Raw genomic sequence first — 18827 nt, 5'->3', positions numbered from 1 at the left:
CGGCCTAGCCTCCGAGGTCGAGGACGAGTTTGGAGCCGTGGAACGCCTCGGCGTAGCGCGCGCCGCACTCGATGCCGCGGATGCGGGCCAGGCCGAGGAACGCCTCCCGGTCGTACCAGGGGCGGTGCCGCTGCGAGGGGTAGTGGCGCTGGAGCAGGGAGACCTTCTCCTCGGCCACTTCGGGCCGCAGCGGCTGGTAGACGTTGGGACGTCCGAGGTCGCCGTCCCACTTGACGATCTCGTAGCCGAGCGTCAGATGGTCGCGGAACGCGGTGGGCACCAGCTCGGCCAGCCCGCGATGATCCTGGTGGGCGTCGTCGCGGCGGGGCGCGAGTATCAGGTCGGGCTCGGTGGCGGCGCGCAGCTCCTCCACCGCCTCCTTGGCCTCGTGCCAGTGCGCGGGCAGCCGCCCGTCGGGCAGCTTGAGCACGTTCAGCCGCAGATCCGCGCCGGGGCAGAAGGCCGCGAGCGCCGCGTGCTCCTCCTCCTCGCGCTCGGTGCCGCCACCGGAGAGCACCAGCGCGTCGACGCGCAGCCCCGGACGGGCGGCGCAGAGCGTGAGCAGCGTGCCGCCGGCGCCGATGGCGACGTCGTCGCAGTGCGCGCCCACCGCGACCAGCGAGCCCAGCCTGACCGGTACGAGTCCGATCATCGCTCCCACAGCGCCCACGGACGCTCACCCCGCGAGTAGGCGTCGTCCAGCTCGATGCGCTGGTTGACGGTGTCGGTCGGCCGCCAGTAGCCGCGATGCCGGTACGCGGTCAGCCGCCCGCGTTTGGCCAGTTCCACGCAGGCGTCGCCGACCAGGTCGCCGTTCTCGGGGATGTGGTCGAAGACCTCCTGGCGCAGCACGAAGTAGCCGCCGTTGACCCAGAGCGGCATCTCGCTGACCGGGCTGATGGCCCGCACGGCCCCGTCGTCGGCGACGTCCACGCAGTGGAAGGTGCCGGGCGGCGGCACCACCATCATCGACGCGCCCGCGTCCGCCTGCTTGAACCGGTCGATGATCTCCGGCAGCGGCGCGTCGGTGAGCACGTCGGCGTAGTTGGCCAGGAACATCTCCTCGCCCTCCAGATACGGCCGCACCCGGCGCAGCCGCTCCCCGATCGGCGAGCGCAGCCCGGTCTGCACGAAGGCGATGGACCAGTCGGAGGTGTCCTGCGAGAGCATCCTGACCTCGCCCTTGTGCAGGATGAAGTCGTTGGAGTCGGTCTCCTGGTAGTTGAGGAAGAAGTCCTTGATGTGCTGGGCGCCGTAGCCGAGGCAGAGCACGAAGTCGGTGTGCCCGAAGTGCGCGTAGTAGCGCATCACGTGCCAGATGAGCGGGCGGGGGCCGACGAGCTGCATCGGCTTGGGCACGTCTCCCGGCTGCCCGCTGCGCATGCGGGTGCCGTAACCGCCGCAAAAGAGCACGACCTTCATGGTGCGACCTCCAAGGACGGGATGGGGAAGACCAGCCGGCCGCCCCACTCGCGCACGTACGCGAGCTGCTCGGTCAGCTCGGCGCGCAGGTTCCAGGGCAGGACCAGCACGTAGTCGGGCCGGTCGGCGGCGATCCGCTCGGGCGGCAGGACGGGGATGCGGGTGCCCGGCGTGAACCTGCCGTGCTTATACGGGTTGCGGTCCACCGTGTACGGCAGCAGGTCGGGCCGGATCCCGCAGTGGTTGAGCAGCGTGTTGCCCTTGCCCGGCGCGCCGTAGCCGACCACGGTCTTGCCCTCGTCGGCCGCGTCGATGAGGAAGCGCAGCAGGTCGCGGCGGACCCTGGCCACCCGCTCGCCGAACCTCGCGTAGCCGCCGAGCTCCCGCAGCCCCGCGCTCTTCTCCATGTCGAGCACGTCGGCCACCCTGCGGCTGTGCCCGCTCACCGCCTCGGCGGGCCTGGCCCACAGGCGGATGGAGCCGCCGTGCGTCGGCAGCAGCTCGACATCGGCCAGGGCGAGCCCGCCCGACTCCAGCGCCCGCATGGCCGATGCGACCGTGTAGTACTGGAAGTGCTCGTGGTAGATCGTGTCGTACTGGTTCAGCTCCATGAGCGTGAGCAGGTGCTGCACCTCGATGGAGACCCAGCCGTCGTCGGCGACGAGCGCGCGCAGCCCCTTGGTGAAGCCGACGATGTCGGGGATGTGCGCGTAGACGTTGTTGGCGACGACGAGCCCGGCGGGCCCGTGCTCGGCCCTGATCGCCGCGCCGGTCTGCGGGTCCAGGAACGCCGTGAGCGTCGGCACGCCCTTCTCCCTGGCGGCGCGGCCCACGTTCTCCGACGGCTCGACGCCCAGGCAGCGCACGCCCCTGGCCACGACGTGCTGGAGCAGGTAGCCGTCGTTGCTCGCGACCTCCACGACGAAATCGGGGGCCAGCCGGTCGAGCGCGTCGTCGGTGAAGCGCCGCGCGTGCTCGACCCAGGAGGTCGAGTACGACGAGAAGTAGGCGTACTCGGTGAAGGTGTCCTCAGGCCGGATCAGCGGCGGGATCTGCGCCAGCCAGCAGCTCGTGCAGACGCGCAGGTGCAGCGGATAGGTGGGCTCGGGCTCGTCGAGCTGCTCGCGGGTGAGGAACAGCTCGCACGGCGGCGTGGCGCCGAGGTCGACCACGCTCGCGAGCTCGGTCGAGCCGCATAACCGGCAGCCTTTCACGGGCATCGACCCCGATCACGCATCATGAAATCTCCCCACTTCGGCCGTTGTGTGTGTCTGGCGCGGTCCAAAGCCGCGGCCGTCCGCCGTCCCCGTTCGCCCACCGGCAGACATTTCGCGGCGCTTGTCGTATTCGTTACAGAGCCTGGTCGGAACGTTCCCGTCATGTCATGATCCGCTTCATGGATCCCCTCGGCCTCGACGGCGCATGGCTGCACACTCCGAAGATCCACGGCGACCACCGCGGCGCGTTCCTGGAGTGGTTCAAACAGGACGCGCTCGACCGGCCCATGGACGTGGCGCAGGCCAACTGCTCGATCTCGGTCAGAGGCACGCTGCGCGGCGTGCACTTCAGCGACGTGCCGCCCGGCCAGGCCAAGTACGTGACCTGCGTGTCCGGCAGCGTGCTGGACGTCATCGTGGACGTCCGCACCGGCTCGCCCACCTTCGGCGAGCACGTCGCCGTCGAGCTGGACGACCGGCGGCGGCGTGCCGTCTATATCGCCGAGGGCCTGGGACACGCGTTCTTCGCGCTCAGCGAGTCGGCCACGGTCGTCTACCTGTGCTCCACTCCGTACGCGCCGCTGCGCGAGCACGGCGTGCACCCCCTCGACCCGGCCCTCGGCATCGGCTGGCCGTCCGGCGTCGAGCCCGTGCTGTCGGAGAAGGACGCGGCGGCGCCCACACTGGCGCAGGCTGCGGACCAAGGGCTACTGCCCTCCTACGCCGACTGCCTGGCTCACTACGCCTCCCCAGGCGGCCACCAGGTGGGGCCACGCGGCGGATAGGGCCGCGCGCCAGTCGCGCATCGGCACCGGCGGCCGCCAGGCGTCGCTTCCCAGCACGCTGTAGGCGGGGCGGCGGGCGGGCCGGGGGAAGTCGGCCGTGCTCACCGGCTCCACCATGCCGGGATCGGCGCCGACCAGCTCGAAGATCCGCCTGGCGTAGTCGTACCAGCTCGTCGTGCCCGCGTTCGTCACGTGGTAGATCCCCGGAGGCAACCGGCTGCCGCCGAGCAGGATCAGCCGCTCGGCCAGGTCCACGGTCCAGGTGGGCTGGCCGACCTGATCGTCCACCACCCGCACCGGCGTGCACTCGGCCGCCTTGATCGCCATCGTCCTGGCGAAGCTGCGCCCGTGCGCGCCGTACAGCCACTCGGTGCGCACCACGTAGTGGCCGTGGCCGAGCGCCGCCTGCTCGCCTGCCAGCTTGGCCCTGCCGTAGGCGTTGAGCGGGCGCGTCGGGGCGTCCTCCGCGTACGGCGTGCGCGCCGCGCCGTCGAAGACGTAGTCGGTCGACAGCTGTAACAGCCGCGCGCCCACCCGGGTGCAGGCCAGGGCCAGCCCGGTCACCGCCGTGCCGTTGACCGCCATGGCCCGCGCCTCGTCCCGCTCGGCGGCGTCCACGTCCGTCCACGCCGCGCAGTTGACCACCACGTCGGGACGGACCGCGCGCAGCGCGGCGGCGACCGCGCCCGCGTCGCACACGTCCAGCTCCGCCCTGGTGAACGCGTGCACCGACGCTCCCGGCACGGCCCGCAGCAGGCGCGTCAGGTCCCGGCCGAGCATGCCGCCCGCGCCGGTCACCAGCCACCTCATACCCCCGCCCACCAGCCGGGGTTGTCCTGATACCACCGCACGGTCTCCTTCAGCCCTTGCTCGAACGAGATCCTGGGCCGCCAGCCGAGCGCGCGCAGCTTGCGGTCGTCGAGTGAGTAGCGGCGGTCGTGGCCCTTGCGGTCGGCGACGTACTCGACCATGTCCCAGCCACGGCCGCAGGCTTCGAGCAGCCGGGCGGTCAGCTCCTTGTTGGTCAGCTCGGCGGTGCCCGCGATGTGGTAGACCTCGCCGGGCTCGCCCGCCTCGGCGACCAGGCGGATGCCGGCGCAGTGGTCCTCGACGTGGATCCAGTCGCGTACGTTGCCGCCGTCGCCGTAGAGCGGCACCTTCCTGCCGCGCAGCAGGTTGGTGATGAACAGCGGGATGATCTTCTCCGGGTACTGGCGGGGCCCGTAGTTGTTGCCGCAGCGGGTGATGGAGACGTTCAGGCCGTGAGTGATCGCGTACGCCTGGGCGATCATGTCGCCGCCGGCCTTCGACGCCGCGTACGGCGAGCGCGGCCGCACCGGCGCGGACTCGTCCCACGAGCCGATGTCGATCGAGCCGTACACCTCGTCCGTGGAGACCTGCACGACCTTGGGCACGCCCGCGTCCAGGCACGCCTGCAGCAGCGTCTGGGTGCCGAGCACGTTGGTGCGCACGAACTCCGCCGCGCCCTCGATCGAGCGGTCGACGTGGGACTCGGCGGCGAAGTTCACCACCAGGTCGTGGCCGGGGACGATCCGGCTCAGCAGCTCGGCGTCGCACACGTCGCCGTGCACGAAGCGGTGCGGCACCCCCTCCAGGTTGGCCCGGTTGCCCGCGTAGGTGAGCTTGTCGAGCACCGTCACGTCCGCGTCGCGCAGCCCGCGGACGAACTGGGACCCGATGAAGCCGGCCCCGCCCGTAACCAGAATGCGTTTCATGTACCGATCTGCACCTTGCTGTGATCGCCCAGCACGAGACGGTGGGCCTTGGGGGTACTGACTGAGGCGGTCACCTCGACGTGGTGGCCGATCAGGGAGGATTCGATCCTGCCCACCCCCGCGATGGAGGTGCCCCGCAGCACGATCGAGTAATCCAGCTCGCTGCCGGTGACCGTGCAGTCCGCGCCGACCGAGGTGAACGGGCCGATGTAGCTGTCGCGGATGCGGGTGCCCGCGCCGATGATCACCGGGCCGACCACGCGGGATCGCTCGACCACCGCGCCCTGCTCCACCACCACCCGGCCGACGATCTCGCTGACCGCGTCCACCGCGCCGTCCACGCGCCGGTCGAGCGACTCCAGCACCAGCCGGTTGACCTCCAGCATGTCGGTGACGTTGCCGGTGTCCTTCCAGTAGCCGGTGATGATCGACGCCTCGACGTCCAGGCCCGCCTCGATCAGCCACTGGATCGCGTCGGTGATCTCCAGCTCGCCCCGCCACGACGGCTTGAGCTCCGCGACCGCCTCGTGCACGGCCGGGCTGAACAGGTAGACGCCGACCAGGGCCAGGTCGCTCTTGGGCACCGCCGGCTTCTCCTCCAGGCCGATCACCTGGCCCCGCGCGTCCAGCTCGGCCACGCCGAACTGCCGGGGATCGCCGACCTTGGTCAGCATGATCTGCGCGGCCGGCCGCCGGGCCGCGAAGCGGGCCACCTGGTCCTTGATGCCGCCGACGATGAAGTTGTCGCCCAGGTACATGACGAAGTCCTCCTCGCCGAGGAAGTCGCGGGCGATCAGCACGCCGTGCGCGAGCCCGAGCGGGGCCTCCTGGCGCAGGTAGGTGACCTCGAGGCCGAACGCCGAGCCGTCGCCCACCGCGGCCTCGATCTCCGCGTGCGTGTCGCCCACCACCAGCCCGACCTCGCGGATGCCGGTCTCCGCAATCGCCTCCAGGCCGTAGAACAGCACCGGCTTGTTGGCGACCGGCACGAGCTGCTTGGCCGAGGTGTGGGTGATGGGCCGCAGGCGCGTGCCCGACCCTCCGGCGAGCACGAGTGCTTTCACGCTAGTACGCCCCTTCTCCACGGGTGACGACACCCCAGGTCTTCCACAGGATCTGCAGATCGAGGATGAGCGACCAGTTCTCCACGTACCGCAGGTCGAGCCGTACGGACTCGTCCCAGGTCAGGTCGGAGCGGCCGCTGACCTGCCACAGGCCGGTCATGCCCGGCTTGACCACCAGGCGGCGGCGCACGTCGGTGCCGTAGGCGGCGACCTCTTCGAGCAGCGGCGGGCGCGGGCCGACCAGCGACATCTCGCCGCGGATGACGTTGAGGAGCTGCGGCAGCTCGTCGATGGAGTAGCGGCGCAGGTAGGCGCCTACCTTGGTGATGCGTGGATCGTTCCTTATCTTGAACAGCACGCCGTCGAACTCGTTGGCGTCGAGGAGTTCGGCCTTGCGCTGCTCGGCGTCGGCCACCATCGTACGGAACTTGTAGACCCTGAACTCCTTGCCGTCCTTGCCCACCCTGGTCTGGCGGAACAACGCGGGACCCGGGCTGGTGAGCCTGATCAGCACACCCACCGCCACCAGCGGCAGCGCCAGCACCACCAGGGCCGTGCCAGCCACCACCCGGTCGAAGACCGACTTCACGAACTGCCTGGCCCCGTTGAACTCCGGATGCTCCACGTGCAGCAGCGGCATGCCGGCCACCGGCGTGATGCTGATGCGCGGGCCCGCCACGTCGAGCAGCGCGGGCGCGACGAACAGGTCCGTCCTGTCGGCCTCCAGGCTCCACGCCAGCCTGCGCAGCGCCGCGCCGTCCAGCTCGGGGCAGGCCAGCACGGCCACCGCGTCGGCCCGCGTACGGGCCACGACGTCCGCCACGTCGGCGAACGAGCCCAGCACCGGGATACCGTCGAGATCGACGTCCCGGTCATCGGACGGCAGGCAGGCGCCCACCACCTGCATGCCGTGATACGGCTGCCTGCGGAACTGCATGACCAGGTCGAGTATCGAGTCGCGGTGCCCGACCGCGATGACCTGGCGCATGTACTCGCCGACTTCCCTGCGCCGGTGCAGGTGCTTGCGCATCTTGTAGCGGTAGAACAGCGTCGCGAGCAGGCCCAGCGGCAGCATCGCCATGACGAAGCTGCGCGCGATGCTGGTCTGCGTCACGTACGCGCCGATGGCGACCGCGGCCATCAGGCCGACGCCGCCGTTGAAGACGGCTTTGAACTCCTCGGTACCCTCGCCGTTGGCCCGCCGGCGATACGCTCCGCCCAGGGCGAGCGCGGCCGGCCATGACAGGACGAGGCCGAGGCCGAAGGCGAACTCCACGACGGGGATGTACGCGCCGTTGAGCCAGCGGATTCCCAGCACGACACCACATGCGCACAGCGCGCATAAGGTGTCGCCGAGTAACAGGGTCCGTAAGTAGGCTCTTGTCCAAATACTGGATTTCCGGCCCGGCACGGCCCCAAGGAGCACGCCGACGGACCCCCTAGTCCCCACCCTCATCAGTACCACCCTGACAACTCCGGCACCGCAGTAACATGACGTCTTGCGACACATGGGTTGAGAAAGGCCCATGCCTTATCAAGGGCGGCGGCCCCCACTAAAGACTAAAGATCAGATACAAGCTGGGAAATACCGGTAAATGTCCACATTAGGACGCGAGTTATCGGTGGGCCGGGGTTGACGGAACGATCCAAAAGATGCAAAGCATGAACGCCACGCCATACACGGCGGATACCTGTCCGGTGACGCGTCGTCGTATGCGGGGGGCGGGGCGGACGGTGGGCCGGGCCGGTGGTGTCGGGGAATTGGCGGGCCGGACGAGCCGTGGTCCGAGACCGGGCAGCGCGTACGGCGGGCCTGGCTGGTCGAGGTCGGGCAGCGCGTTACGGCAGGCTGGGCTCAGTCGTATTCGAGGTCGGGCAGGGCGGACGGGGGGTCGGGGCTGCGCCAGACGACCACGACGCCGTCGTGGGGCGAGTCGGCCGCCACCTGGAGCCGGTCGACGTCGAAGTCCGGCAGATAGCGCAGGCGGGCGAGAAACGTGGCGTCGGTCGCGTCGCGCGGCACCACGCAGCCCTCGCCGTCGCGGTCGAGCAGGACGTAACGCACCTCTTCCCCGGACCTGCGACGACACGGACCTCGACCACGTCCTCCCACGCGAGCGCCTCGACGCTCCCGTCCGCGTAGTGACGGGCGACGCCCTCTTCCGTGACGTACACGTAGGAGTCCGGCATCGAATTGCCGTGCATGGCCGCGATTCTTGCGACTTATGGCCGCTTCCCGCAAGGGTCCGTACTCAATGGTGCTGGTGAGAAACCTGCTCGTCGGCGCCCCAGGAATGGCTGAGGTGTTCGGCGACCACCTTGCGGGCGGCCGCCTCCGGACCCGCCGCGATCGCGTCGAGCAGCGCGCGGTGCTCGCTGACCAGCACGTCCCTGTCCTCGTACACCCGGCGCAGACGCACCAGCCCCAGCCTGGTCTCGGCGGCCAGGGCAGAGTAGAGGCGTACGAGCCGCGGGCTGCCGACGGCCTCGATGAGCGCCTGGTGCAGCGCCATGTGCTCGGCCACGACGGCCGCCCAGGGCGCGTCCGCGGGCAGCTCGGCCATGCGGTCGAGCGCCTCCTGGGCCGCCGTCACCCGGCGCCCCGACAGCGCCTGGGCCATCAGGTCTTCGAGCGGCCTGCGGACGTACATGAGGTCGTTCAGGTCCGAGATCGTCACCTCGGGGACATACGCGCTGCGGTTGCGCTCGCGTTTCAGCAGCCCCTCGTGGACCAGCACCGCCAGCGCCTCGCGCACGGTCGGCCTGGCCACCCCGTACGCCGCGGCGATCTCCTGCTCCGGCAGCGGCGTGCCCGGAGAGATCTCACCGGAGAGCACCCTTGCACGCAGGGCGTCGGCCAGCGCGTCGACGGTCGAGACTGGTCTGAGAGGCTGGTTCACGGCAGCGACTCTAGTGCCCTTTCGCGTTGCCTCTCCGGCAGAGCCACCACCACCAGCGCGATCGCCAGCGCCACGAGCCCGGCGATGGACACCGGACCGAGGCGTTCGTCCAGCACCACGACGCCCAGCAGCGCCGCCACCGCCGGCTCCGACAGTGCGAGCGTGGCGGCCGTGGCCACCGGCGTGGTGCGCAGGCCCCTGCCGTACAGGACGTAAGACAGCGCGGTCGTGCCGAGGCCCAGGTAGGCGACGGCGAGCAGGCCCTTCGGATCGGCCAGCCACGTCACGCCGTTCAGCAGCAGGACCGGAAGCATGATGACCGCGGCGCCGCCGAACAGCACGCCCATCACCGCGTCCGACTCGGCTCCCCTGCCGATGGCGCGGGACGCGCTGACCGCGTAGAACGCGTACAGCAGGCCGCCGAGCAGCGCGAACGCCACCCCCACCGCCGCCTGGCCGCCTTGCGCGCCGCCGTCGTCACCGCCGACGAGCAGGGCCGCGCAGCCACAGATCGCCGCGGTCGTCGCCAGTGCCCAGCGCGCGTTCGGCCGCTGCCGGTGCAGCAGCCACGACAGCAGCCCGGTGAAGACGGGACCGCTGCCGATCGCCACCACCGTACCGATCGCCACCCCGGTGCGGCTGACGGCGGCGAAGAAGCAGAGCTGGTACGCGGCCACGGCCACGGCGGCGAGCAGCAGCGACGGGCTCACCGCCCGCTTGAGCCGCGCCCCGGCCAGCAAGGCAAGGGCCGTGCCGCCGATGACCAGGCGGGCCGCGGCCAATGCGACGGAGTCGGCGGAGACGAGCAGGCCCGCCGTACCGGCCGTGCCCCAGAGCACGGCGGCGGCCACGACCGCGAGGGGTCCGTACTTCATACGGGCCAGTGTACTGTCTAATTGTCAGACAATCGCATCCAATAATCGGTCGATGAGCCGTCCGGCCGCCTGTGCCACCTCGCCCGCGTAGTCGTCGAGCACCGTCAGCGCGTCCTCGATCTCAGCGAAGGTCTCGGGCGGCAGCGTCATGAGGTCGTCCGCCTCGGCCGTCACACCGCCCTCCACCCGGAAGCCGCCGTCCGTGGCGGCGATGGACACGTGGAAGGCGACCTCGCGCCCGTCGGGCAGAAGGAACAGCGTGCCGACACGCGCGCCGGCCGGGGGCATGAGGTAGGAGAACGGGGCGCTGCGTACGAAGGGATGCCGTGATTCCGCGAGAATCCCGGCGGCCCGGCTGAGGGCCACCAGCAGGTTGGCCGCGGCCAGACTCTCGCCGTCCACAGCCAAAGCCTAGATCAGGCCGCACGCCCCGACCACCCGTCCTCCCACCCACCCCCGGTCAGCACACCACACCCCACGGCCTGCTGGGGAACCGACCACGCCCGGTCAGCACACCACACCCCACGGCCTGCGGCGAACCGACCACGCGCCGGCCCTGTTCCGGCCGCGCCCTGCGCCCTGAAACCGGCTCGCCCACACTTCGTGGGGCCGGTCTGCCGCACGCCCCAAGGCCCGGCCCGCAGCCCCGCCCGCCCCGACACCGACCCGCCGTCCCGCAGACCCCCGGCACCAGCCCGCCGCACGCTTCGTGGACCGACCCGCCGCACGCCGGACCCGGGCCGCAGCCCCGCGCGCTCCCAGGCCGGGCATGCGCCCCCCGGCTCACACCGACGGGCGCCGCACAGGCCCTGGGCCTTGGCCGCCACACCTGCGACCAGCGGAGCCGAGCGCCGCAGTGGACCGGGGCGAGCGGCGCGCACAGACCGGCCGGTGCCGTACCGCAGCAGGGCCGGTCGGCGTCGCACGCAGTCGCCTAGCCGAGGGTTTCCCAGTCGGCGAAGGGGCCGTCCGGGTCCAGGGCGGTCTGCTCGCGGACGTGGAGCTTGCCGTCCACCCCGACAGCGAACAGCAGCACCGCACCGTTCTCGTCCAGGGTCGCCGCCGGGTAGTCGGTGATGAAGCCGCCGAGGTCGGTCCAGGTGCCGTAGGCGCCGTTCGGGCTCTGCTGCACCGCGACGCTCACCCCGGCGTCGGCGTTGCGGTGGAACATCAGCACGCGAGCGTCCGGGCCCGGCGGGGTCGTGATCAGTTCAGGCTCGCCTACGCCCGCGTGGCCGCCGATCACGACCGGAGCCGGCTCCCACGGGCCGCCGGGTGCGGACTGCCGGGTGACGACCAGCTCGGCGGTGCCCGCCTTGCGGTACGCCACCGCGATCCGCCCGTCCTGCGAGAGCGCCGCCGTCGGCGGGCTGGCCGGAACCTCGGACGGCAGCGTGTCGTCGAGCACGAACCCGCCGCCCGACTGGTGCCAGCGCAGGATGCGGGTCGCCGTACTGGCGAACAGCTCGATCCCGCCCTGCGGATCGGCGGCGACCGCCAGCCCGTCCTGGACGCCGCTCCCGGGCAGGTCCGTCCAGGAGCCCCACGTGGTCGAGCCGGCCGCCGTCTGGGCACGCGTGCTCACACCGCCCGCGCCGTTCCTGACGAAGATCCGCAGCCGCCCGTCACCGTCACGGGCGACCACGGGGGTGCCCATGTGGATGGGGTCACCGGTGCCCGGGTTGCCGTGGTTCGCCCAGGTCGCGGCCCAGCCGCCGCCCGGCGCGGTCTGGCGCAGGGAGACCACGGTGTCGTCGGACATCCGCCGGGCGAAGATCTGCATCCGGCCGCCGGCGTCGAGCTCCACGCTGATCCCCTGCGCGAGCGGCCCACCGGCGTCGGCGAGCGCGGCCGGCCCGTCCACTGCCCGAGCGCGTCCCGCGCGTACGCGTACGCCCGCCCGCTGCGCACCACGAACACGTGCGGCAGCCCGCTGCCGTCCCGCCCCGCCCAGGCCGTCCCACGGGCCCAGCGGTAGTACAGCCGCGACTCCCGGCCGTCCGGGTCGAACGGGTCGTAGGTGTTGTAGTGCTGGAGGATCGACAGCTTCTGCGCGATGGCGGGCGGCGCCAGGTTCACCGGGGCGTCGGTGATGTTGTAGTCGCGGTAGTGGAGCTGGATGAGCGGCACGCCGTACGCGGCCGCCGACTCCCTGGCGAACATGGTCGCGCCCACGTGGTCGGCGTGGCCGCGATGCTCGGGCATCGGGTCGAGCGCGCGCACCACGGTGGGCCGGTAGTGCCGCATCATCCCGGACAGCACGTTGATCACGTCCTGGGTGTCGTACGTGAACGACCGCGTGATCTGGCTGCCCTGCGGAATGATCGTGTGGTCCACGAAGTCGTCACCCCAGACGAACCAGCCGAGCTGGCCGTCGCGCAGGTTCATGAAGACGAGCTGGACCTGCGGGGCGTCCTTGAGCGTGAACCGCTCGACCTGGCGGCCAGAGAGGGTCCAGACGTCGCCCTCCCACTCCTCCTGGTCCTGCGGGTCGGCGTCCGGTACGCCGGCCATCCTCGCGTACGCGTCCTGAATGCCGCGCTGCCGGTTACGGGCCCGTTCGGCGTCGGTGTCGCCCAGCCCGGTGATCTGGCCGGCGGTGATGAACACGGTCACGCTCGGCATCCCGGCCTGGATGGAGTCGTGGACGTCGGGGTTCATGAACAGCAGGTCGTCGTCCTGGTGTGCCACGACCTGCATGAATCGTGCCTCCGGCGTGGTGGTCGCGGCATGTCCCGTCCCCGCCGCCGGTACGAACACCGCCAGTGCTCCGAGGACGGTCAGCAGCCGCCTGGATAACGCCGTGGCTTCTCGTAGGCGCATCTTTCTCTCCCCCACCGCTGTCGAATCAGGTCTCGGTTACAGACCCGAAGCCGATGCTGATCAGTCCGTAATCGGCTGCCAAGAGAAAAGGGGATAACAACTGCGTAACTCGGCCTCGATGCGCGCCCCCGAAACGCCTTCGGAGACGCCGGGCAACAGGCCGTCACGATGTTTTCGGCTTCCCTTTTTACGCCTCCATCGCATCATTCGGCGGAAACGACAAGGGAAAATGCCCGCACTTAGCTTTTCACAGTAGCCGTACGTGATCAGTGAATCGCTCTGGCGAGAGTGAATACGGTCGCGGCGGCGAGGACGGCGCGTTCCACTGGCGCGGGCGAGCGGTTGACGTTTCCGACCGCACAGAGAAAGCGATTAGCGCCTGATATGCCGGCGCTCGCGAGCGGGCCGCGATCGCGCTCATCGACTTCCGCGCGGCCGACGCCGGCCCGCGCGGCCGACGTGACGCTCACGACGGCCTCGGCCGATCCGCGTCGCCGCTCGATCAGGCGGCCGGGGCGCGCGCCTGCGCCCCGAGGGCCGGCGACGTGATCAGGGATATGCGTCGGTGGCGAGGCGGGCGTGGCGTTCGACGTCGTACCGCACACCCTCGTAACAGAGCCGCCCCCGCTCGATGCCCTCGGCCAGGAACCCGGCCTTGACAGCGACCCGGCACGAGGCCGGATTGTTCGTACGGTGCCCCAGCTCCAGCCGGAACAGCCCGCGTTCCTCGAACGCCCACTTCGCGAGCAGCCTGGTGCCGGCCACCGCGATGCCGCGCCCTCTGGCCTCGGGCACGACCCAGTAGGACACCCAGCCGTTGCGGTGATCGTCGATCCTGGTCACCGCCACGTTGCCGACGACCCGTTCTCCGCCGTCACCCTCCTCGATGATGGCGAAGGCGTGGCCGACACCCTCCCATGAGGCGATCCAGCCGCCGGCGTCCTTGAGCGTGACCACCGGCCACGGAGCCTGCGTCCGCATGTCGGGAGCTTGGAAGGCACGCAGCACGACGGGCGCGTCGTCCTCGCGCCACTCGCGCAGCCGGACGTTCAAGAGGGGCACAATGTCGGACATTACCCGTATTGCACCCGTTGCCCGATCGGGTGGGTCGCCTCGAAGTCCTCCACGAGCTGCTTGGGCGCGGTCAGGCACCATGCCTCGACCACCAGCTCGAACAGCTCGTCGGCGTCGATCTTGTCGAGATGCACCACCACCCAGCCGAACCGCCCGGCGGTGAACTGCACCTCGAAGACCTCGGGCCGCTCGTTGACCAGCGCGATCTGCTCCTCGATGGTGGCCTTGAGCCCGACGGTCTCGGTGGCCTCCCACAAGTAGCCGAAGCCCTTGTCGCGCACCTTGATGCCGACCCACTCGCCCCCATGGCTCAAGCGCACCTCGGGCAGCTCGTCCAGCATCGCCAGGAACTCGTCCACGGTCACTCCCATGTCCGCCTGTGTACCAGACGGGTCCGACAGTTCCAGCCGCCTTGAGCGGTCGCTCAAAACGTGCCGCCCCGAGGTCTTGAGCGGTCGCTCAAATCGTCCTACGCTCATTTGAGCACTCGCTCAACCCTTGCCTTGAGGACGTGCGCCATGCGCATCTACGTCGAGACCCTGATCAGCGCCGACATCGACCAGGTGTGGCGGACCACCCAGGACCTCCCCCTGCACCAGCGCTGGGACCTGCGCTTCGGCCACATCACCGCGCTGCCGTCCGGCCACATGCGCTACTCGACGCTGGGCATCAGCGGCACGGCCGTCGCCACGGGAGACCGCGACGCCCCCGACGGCACCCGTACGTCAGCGCTGCGCTTCGGCTCCACCCACCCGCTGTCCCCGATCCGCTCCGGCTCCGGCTACTGGCGCTACCTGCCCACGCCCGCCGGCATCCGCTTCCTCACCTTGTACGACTACCGCCCCCGCCTGCTGCCCCGCCGCCTGATGTGGTGGGCCACCGCCTGGTCGTTCGACCGGCTGCGCCTGTGGCTGGAGACCGGCCTCACCCCCGAGCGAGCGCTGCGGCGGGCGCTCGCCGAGGTCGCCGTACGCGTGGCCGCCGTCGTCGCGGCCGGCCTGGCCCTGCCCCTGTGGGCGGCGCTGACCGTGGCGGTCCTGGCGCTGCTGTGGCCGCCGCTCCCCGGCACCCCGGCCGCCCGCCGCTGCCTGCGCCACCGCCCCATCACAGAGCATCGCCCGATCACAGAGCACCGCCCCGTCGCAGAGCAACGCCGCACCTCAGCGCACCGCCCCGTCGCACAGCACCGATCCCGTCTGGAGGCACCATGCCCTCGATCTTCCAGCGCGCACTCGGCACTCGCTTCGACCGCCTCCACCCCCAGCTCCAGCGCCGCTTCGGCGTCGGACTCGACTCCGGAGAAGCGTGCATCGGCACCGGCGTGATGAACCGGGTCTGGAACGCGGGCCTCATCGTCCGCCCGTTCCTCGCCCTCGGCAGCCGCCGCAACATCCTCGCCACCGACACCGGCCGCGACGTGCCGTTCCGCATCGAGAACTACCCGTACGCCGACTCCTACGGCCGCGAGACCGTCACCTTCGTCCGCACGTTTCCCCGCAGCCGCTTCGACGCGACCATGATCTACGACGAGGAGCGCGGCGAGATCGTCGACTACCTGGGCACCCACCAGCACCTCGCCGTCCCGCTGGCGCTCTCGGTGGACGACCGCGGGGGCCTGATCATCCGCTCCGGCCCCCAGCGCCTGCTCGGACCGCTCGTGCTGCCCGTCCCCGCCGCCGCCACCGGCACCGCCGTGGTCACCGAGCACTACGACGACCAGGCCGAGCGGTTCAGGGTCGCGGTGACCGTGACGAACCCGCTGCTCGGCCGGATCTTCGGCTACTGGGGCAGCTTCACGGTCTCGTACGTGAACGTCGCGGAGCACGGCGTTCCCGCTACGGTGAGGCCCAGACGGGAGGAGGCCCGTCGCTGACCTGCACTCGGAGTGGAGCGGTGGCCGACACGCGTACGAAGCTGCTCGAAGCGGCGCTCGAGGTCCTGAGCACGTCCGGCATGTCCGGGGCGTCGGCGCGCACCATCGCCGCCGCGGCCGGCGTCAACCAGGCGCTGGTCTTCTACCATTTCGGCAGCGTCGACCAGCTCCTGTCCGCCGCCTGCGCCCACGGCTCGACCCGCCGCGTCGAGCGCTACCGCGAACGCTTCGCCGCCGTCACCACCCTGCGCGAGCTGCTCGACCTCGGCCGCGAGGTGCACGCCGAAGAGGCCGCCGAAGGCAACGTCGCCGCGCTCGCGCAGCTCCTCGCCGGCAGCCAGACCGACGAGAAGCTGGCACCCGCCGTGGTCGCCGGGCTCAACCTGTGGATCGGCGAGGTGGAGCAGACGCTCAGGCGGGTGCTGGCCGGCTCACCGCTCGCCGAGTTCGTGGACGTGGCGGGGCTCGCCAAGGCGACCGCGGCCGCGTTCGTGGGCCTGGAGCTGTACGACGGCGTCGACGGCGACGGCGCGGCGCAGGCGCTCAATGCCCTCGACCAGCTTGCGGGCCTGGTGACGGCCCTGGAGGACATGGGCCCCGTGGCGCGCCGCGCCGTACGCGCGAGGCTCACTCGTAGTATCGGGCCTCGATCACGTTCCCGTCGGGATCAGGGAAATAGATAGTCTCCGGCGCGATGCCGCGCGCGCCGAACGAGTTGGTGCCGGTGCCGGTGATCTCCACCTGGTGTTTCTTGAGACGCAATTTGAGGGCGTCGAAATCCTCTTTCCCGAACGCCAGGCAGAAATGGTTGACCGGGTGCCCGGCGCTGCCGTGGACCCCGGTGCCCTCGTCCACGCCGCGCATCGCCTCGAACGACATCAGGTCGAGGATGCAGTCGGGCGTGATCCGCACGCTCGGGAACGGTGCCTTCCCCTCACGGAACTCCTCGGCTCGCACCCCGGGCAGCCCGATCACCTGCTCGTAGAAATGGAGCGAGGCGAGCTGATCGGAGACCCAGCAGACGAGATGGTCAAGGCGTACGCGCATGAAAACACCTCCGCTTTCTTTCCAATATCCTTTCTTCTTTTCGCCGTGTCCACCTGCCGAGGTGGACGGCCTTCAGATCGAAAGCGGCGGTTCATTCCGCGTTGGGGTCCGATTTCGCATCCCGGGTAGGCGACCCGCGCCCGCGCCCTGCTCAGCCGTACTGCCGCTCCGCCTCCTCATAGGCGGGCAGGCGCGGCTTGTGCCACTTCAGCCAGCCCTCGTCGTTCTCCTTCTCCCACTCCGTGTCCTTGGGCCTGGTCTCCACCCACCGCACCATCCTGCGCATCTCGGCCAGGCTGGCGTCGTTCACCAGCAGTCCCGGCAGGTCCATGGTGATCCGCTTGGGCATGATCTCGTAGACCTGCATGAACCTGTTGTTCGGCTCTTCGAGGAAGTCACGGGTGCGGCTGTCGGGAGTGCCGCCGAAGTCCCAGAACTCGTCCCAGCCGCTGCGGTCCGGGTCCGCCACCCTGACGAAGTTCTCCCTGCACCAGGCGGCGATCTCCTCATACCATCGCGCCGCCGTGCCGAACTTGCCGCACAGGGCGGCCAGCGAGGTGATGTTCCCGTAGATCTGCCGTAGCGCGCCCTGCGCTTTCGCGGCGGCTTCGCCGTACCACGGGGCGTCGTTCAGGTCCTGCGCGCGCAGCCGGAACAGGTTCGCCATCTCGACGAGGGACTCGGCTCTTTCCTCGAACCGGACCGGGTCGATCCAGAGGTCGAGTTCGCCGAGGTCCTTCTTCAGCTTGTCCGCCGTCATGTCGTCGACGCCGTACGAGATCCCCTTCGGCAGTTCCAGAGACACGCTGACGTTGGGATAAAGGTCGCTCGGCTCCGCCAGGATGTCGGCAGGCGGGTCGCCTTTCAACCGGGACACGAGACGATCGTCCAGCCGGCCCAAGGGGATGTCGCCCAGCTTCGGGTTCTCCGCGAGGTCGTACCTGGTGGCGGCGCGCTCGATCAGCATCCCCGCCATGCCGATCTCGGTGTGCAGATCGCTCCAGAACTGGTTGACGTAGTAGTCGGCCATATTGAACAGGGTCGACAGCTCGCGGGGCAGAGCCCAATGCATCTCGGGCCAGCCCGGCTGGTCATGCCAGTAGGGCTGGCCGCGGAGAGCCAGGTCCGTGATGCGGCCGGCGACCGATTTGACGCCCTTGCGGTCGATGTGGAAGCCCTCCGCGTGACGCTCGTCCTCCAGGCCCGGCCAGGTGGGCGGCAGGCGCGGCTCGGTGTCCCAGGAAGACCATTGCTCGGAGGGGGTGGGATCTGGCTCGCGCATCTGAACTCCGATCTTGCTGGGGGTCGCAACACCCTATGGAGATCGTTAACAGACCCGCAACCGTCAATTCCCTCCGATGTGAGGTCACCTCGATGCCGCTCAGTCGCGACCGACGCCTTTGAGCCAGCTCTCCACGACGAGGTCGGCGGCGCGCGGCGGGTCGAGGTCGGGCAAGCGGTGGGCGGCGATGTCGATCAGGCCGTCGAGCATCGCGCGTGCCCACTCCTGCGGCACGTCGTCGCGGATCAGCCCCTCGTCGGCGGCCCGCCGTACGAACCGGTCGAGCCGGGCGCTCTGCTCCTTCATGCGCGCGCTCGCCGCCTCGTTCGCGCGCATCATCCGCCGTACGTCCACCGGCCACTCCCTGCTGACCGGGATGATGCCCTCGACGTAGCGGTGCAGCGCCACCGCCACCGGCGCCTCCACCAGCCTGGCCTCGTCCAGGACCTGCTCGGAGCCGTCGAGCTTGGTCTGAAAGACGGCGGCGAGCAGCGCCTCCCGGGTCGGGAAGCGGCGGTAGACGGTCCTGCGATCGACCCCGGCCGCGGCGGCGATGGCGCTCATGCTCGTCGCGGGGTCCTCGGCCAGCAAGCGGGCGCCCGTACGCAGAACGGCCCGCAGGTTACGCGCGGCGTCGGCTCTCATCACCCGCCCAGTTTAGACGCGATGCGACAGATGCCTCTTTGACAGACACACGTCAGAGGCATATACAGACAAGAGACGCCACAG

General features: G+C 70.4%; 22 protein-coding genes. 4 read left to right on the top strand and 18 right to left on the bottom strand.

The window, feature by feature from the left end; genetic code table 11:
• Positions 1–4: 4 nt before the first annotated feature.
• The 3 genes from ACFMQL_RS15970 to ACFMQL_RS15960 are packed head-to-tail and all read right to left on the bottom strand — an operon-like array spanning position 5 to position 2642.
• Positions 5–652, bottom strand: a complete 648-nt coding sequence (locus ACFMQL_RS15970) for a PIG-L deacetylase family protein (protein ID WP_378785984.1) — start codon at positions 650–652, stop codon at positions 5–7.
• Positions 649–1422 (bottom strand): sugar phosphate nucleotidyltransferase, encoded by a 774-nt coding sequence (locus ACFMQL_RS15965; protein ID WP_364062455.1) that lies wholly within the window; start codon positions 1420–1422, stop codon positions 649–651. Before ACFMQL_RS15965 ends, ACFMQL_RS15970 begins: the two co-directional genes overlap by 4 nt.
• Entirely contained in the window at positions 1419–2642 is a 1224-nt protein-coding gene (locus tag ACFMQL_RS15960; RefSeq protein ID WP_364062452.1) for a class I SAM-dependent methyltransferase, read from the bottom strand. The genes ACFMQL_RS15965 and ACFMQL_RS15960 overlap by 4 nt, the downstream gene beginning before the upstream one ends.
• Positions 2643–2818: 176 nt before the next feature.
• Between ACFMQL_RS15960 and ACFMQL_RS15955 the strand changes: the two genes are divergently transcribed.
• Positions 2819–3424, top strand: a complete 606-nt coding sequence (locus ACFMQL_RS15955) for a dTDP-4-dehydrorhamnose 3,5-epimerase family protein (protein ID WP_364062449.1) — start codon at positions 2819–2821, stop codon at positions 3422–3424.
• On the opposite strand, the gene rfbD is transcribed toward ACFMQL_RS15955, so the two are convergent.
• The 12 genes from rfbD to ACFMQL_RS15895 all read right to left on the bottom strand — a co-directional run bounded on the left by rfbD (position 3347) and on the right by ACFMQL_RS15895 (position 14267).
• Positions 3347–4234, bottom strand: a complete 888-nt coding sequence (gene rfbD / locus ACFMQL_RS15950; RefSeq protein ID WP_364062446.1) for a dTDP-4-dehydrorhamnose reductase — start codon at positions 4232–4234, stop codon at positions 3347–3349. The two genes, ACFMQL_RS15955 and rfbD, sit on opposite strands and share 78 nt — an antisense overlap.
• Positions 4231–5160 carry a dTDP-glucose 4,6-dehydratase gene (gene rfbB, locus ACFMQL_RS15945; protein WP_364062443.1) on the bottom strand — a complete coding sequence of 310 codons (930 nt, stop codon included), beginning with the start codon at positions 5158–5160 and terminating at the stop codon, positions 4231–4233. The genes rfbD and rfbB overlap by 4 nt, the downstream gene beginning before the upstream one ends.
• Positions 5157–6224: a glucose-1-phosphate thymidylyltransferase gene (locus ACFMQL_RS15940; protein ID WP_364062440.1), complete on the bottom strand. Its 1068-nt coding sequence runs from the start codon at positions 6222–6224 to the stop codon at positions 5157–5159. Before ACFMQL_RS15940 ends, rfbB begins: the two co-directional genes overlap by 4 nt.
• Before the next feature lies 1 nt (position 6225).
• Entirely contained in the window at positions 6226–7680 is a 1455-nt protein-coding gene (locus ACFMQL_RS15935; RefSeq protein WP_364062437.1) for a sugar transferase, read from the bottom strand.
• A 399-nt stretch (positions 7681–8079) separates the two neighbouring features.
• Positions 8080–8289, bottom strand: coding sequence for a hypothetical protein (locus tag ACFMQL_RS15930; protein ID WP_378785983.1), 210 nt, complete (start codon positions 8287–8289; stop codon positions 8080–8082).
• 187 nt (positions 8290–8476) lie between these two features.
• Positions 8477–9124, bottom strand: a complete 648-nt coding sequence (locus ACFMQL_RS15925) for a GntR family transcriptional regulator (RefSeq protein WP_364062431.1) — start codon at positions 9122–9124, stop codon at positions 8477–8479.
• Complete coding sequence (locus ACFMQL_RS15920; protein WP_364062428.1) at positions 9121–9999, bottom strand: EamA family transporter; 879 nt, start codon at positions 9997–9999, stop codon at positions 9121–9123. Before ACFMQL_RS15920 ends, ACFMQL_RS15925 begins: the two co-directional genes overlap by 4 nt.
• A 24-nt stretch (positions 10000–10023) precedes the next feature.
• Entirely contained in the window at positions 10024–10401 is a 378-nt protein-coding gene (locus ACFMQL_RS15915; RefSeq protein WP_378785982.1) for a hypothetical protein, read from the bottom strand.
• Between the two features lie 532 nt (positions 10402–10933).
• A complete protein-coding gene (locus tag ACFMQL_RS15910) occupies positions 10934–11656 on the bottom strand; it encodes a hypothetical protein (protein WP_378785981.1) in 723 nt (240 codons plus the stop codon).
• Entirely contained in the window at positions 11581–12822 is a 1242-nt protein-coding gene (locus ACFMQL_RS15905) for a PIG-L family deacetylase (RefSeq protein WP_378785980.1), read from the bottom strand. Before ACFMQL_RS15905 ends, ACFMQL_RS15910 begins: the two co-directional genes overlap by 76 nt.
• A gap of 549 nt (positions 12823–13371) precedes the next feature.
• A complete protein-coding gene (locus ACFMQL_RS15900; protein WP_378785979.1) occupies positions 13372–13896 on the bottom strand; it encodes a GNAT family N-acetyltransferase in 525 nt (174 codons plus the stop codon).
• Positions 13896–14267: an MmcQ/YjbR family DNA-binding protein gene (locus ACFMQL_RS15895; protein ID WP_364062416.1), complete on the bottom strand. Its 372-nt coding sequence runs from the start codon at positions 14265–14267 to the stop codon at positions 13896–13898. Before ACFMQL_RS15895 ends, ACFMQL_RS15900 begins: the two co-directional genes overlap by 1 nt.
• A gap of 147 nt (positions 14268–14414) precedes the next feature.
• On the opposite strand from ACFMQL_RS15895, the gene ACFMQL_RS15890 reads away from it, so the two are divergent.
• Genes ACFMQL_RS15890 through ACFMQL_RS15880 form a run of 3 tightly spaced genes read left to right on the top strand, consistent with a single transcriptional unit; the run spans position 14415 to position 16452 of the window.
• Positions 14415–15221, top strand: a complete 807-nt coding sequence (locus ACFMQL_RS15890) for a hypothetical protein (protein WP_364062413.1) — start codon at positions 14415–14417, stop codon at positions 15219–15221.
• Positions 15104–15769 carry a DUF4166 domain-containing protein gene (locus ACFMQL_RS15885; RefSeq protein WP_364062410.1) on the top strand — a complete coding sequence of 222 codons (666 nt, stop codon included), beginning with the start codon at positions 15104–15106 and terminating at the stop codon, positions 15767–15769. Before ACFMQL_RS15890 ends, ACFMQL_RS15885 begins: the two co-directional genes overlap by 118 nt.
• Positions 15770–15789: 20 nt before the next feature.
• Positions 15790–16452, top strand: coding sequence for a TetR family transcriptional regulator (locus tag ACFMQL_RS15880; protein ID WP_364062407.1), 663 nt, complete (start codon positions 15790–15792; stop codon positions 16450–16452).
• Here the strand turns inward: ACFMQL_RS15880 and ACFMQL_RS15875 are convergent.
• From ACFMQL_RS15875 to ACFMQL_RS15865, 3 genes are all read right to left on the bottom strand, one after another.
• Positions 16397–16816 (bottom strand): VOC family protein, encoded by a 420-nt coding sequence (locus ACFMQL_RS15875; RefSeq protein WP_364062404.1) that lies wholly within the window; start codon positions 16814–16816, stop codon positions 16397–16399. The two genes, ACFMQL_RS15880 and ACFMQL_RS15875, sit on opposite strands and share 56 nt — an antisense overlap.
• A gap of 151 nt (positions 16817–16967) precedes the next feature.
• On the bottom strand, positions 16968–18098 hold the full coding sequence (locus tag ACFMQL_RS15870) for a hypothetical protein (protein ID WP_378785978.1): 1131 nt from the start codon (positions 18096–18098) through the stop codon (positions 16968–16970).
• 99 nt (positions 18099–18197) lie between these two features.
• Positions 18198–18743: a TetR/AcrR family transcriptional regulator gene (locus ACFMQL_RS15865; protein WP_378790165.1), complete on the bottom strand. Its 546-nt coding sequence runs from the start codon at positions 18741–18743 to the stop codon at positions 18198–18200.
• Positions 18744–18827: the final 84 nt, after the last annotated feature.

Origin of the sequence: Nonomuraea fastidiosa (genome assembly GCF_042751225.1) — a bacterium.
Classification (GTDB): domain Bacteria; phylum Actinomycetota; class Actinomycetes; order Streptosporangiales; family Streptosporangiaceae; genus Nonomuraea; species Nonomuraea fastidiosa.
This window is presented reverse-complemented; position numbering and strand designations above follow the sequence as displayed.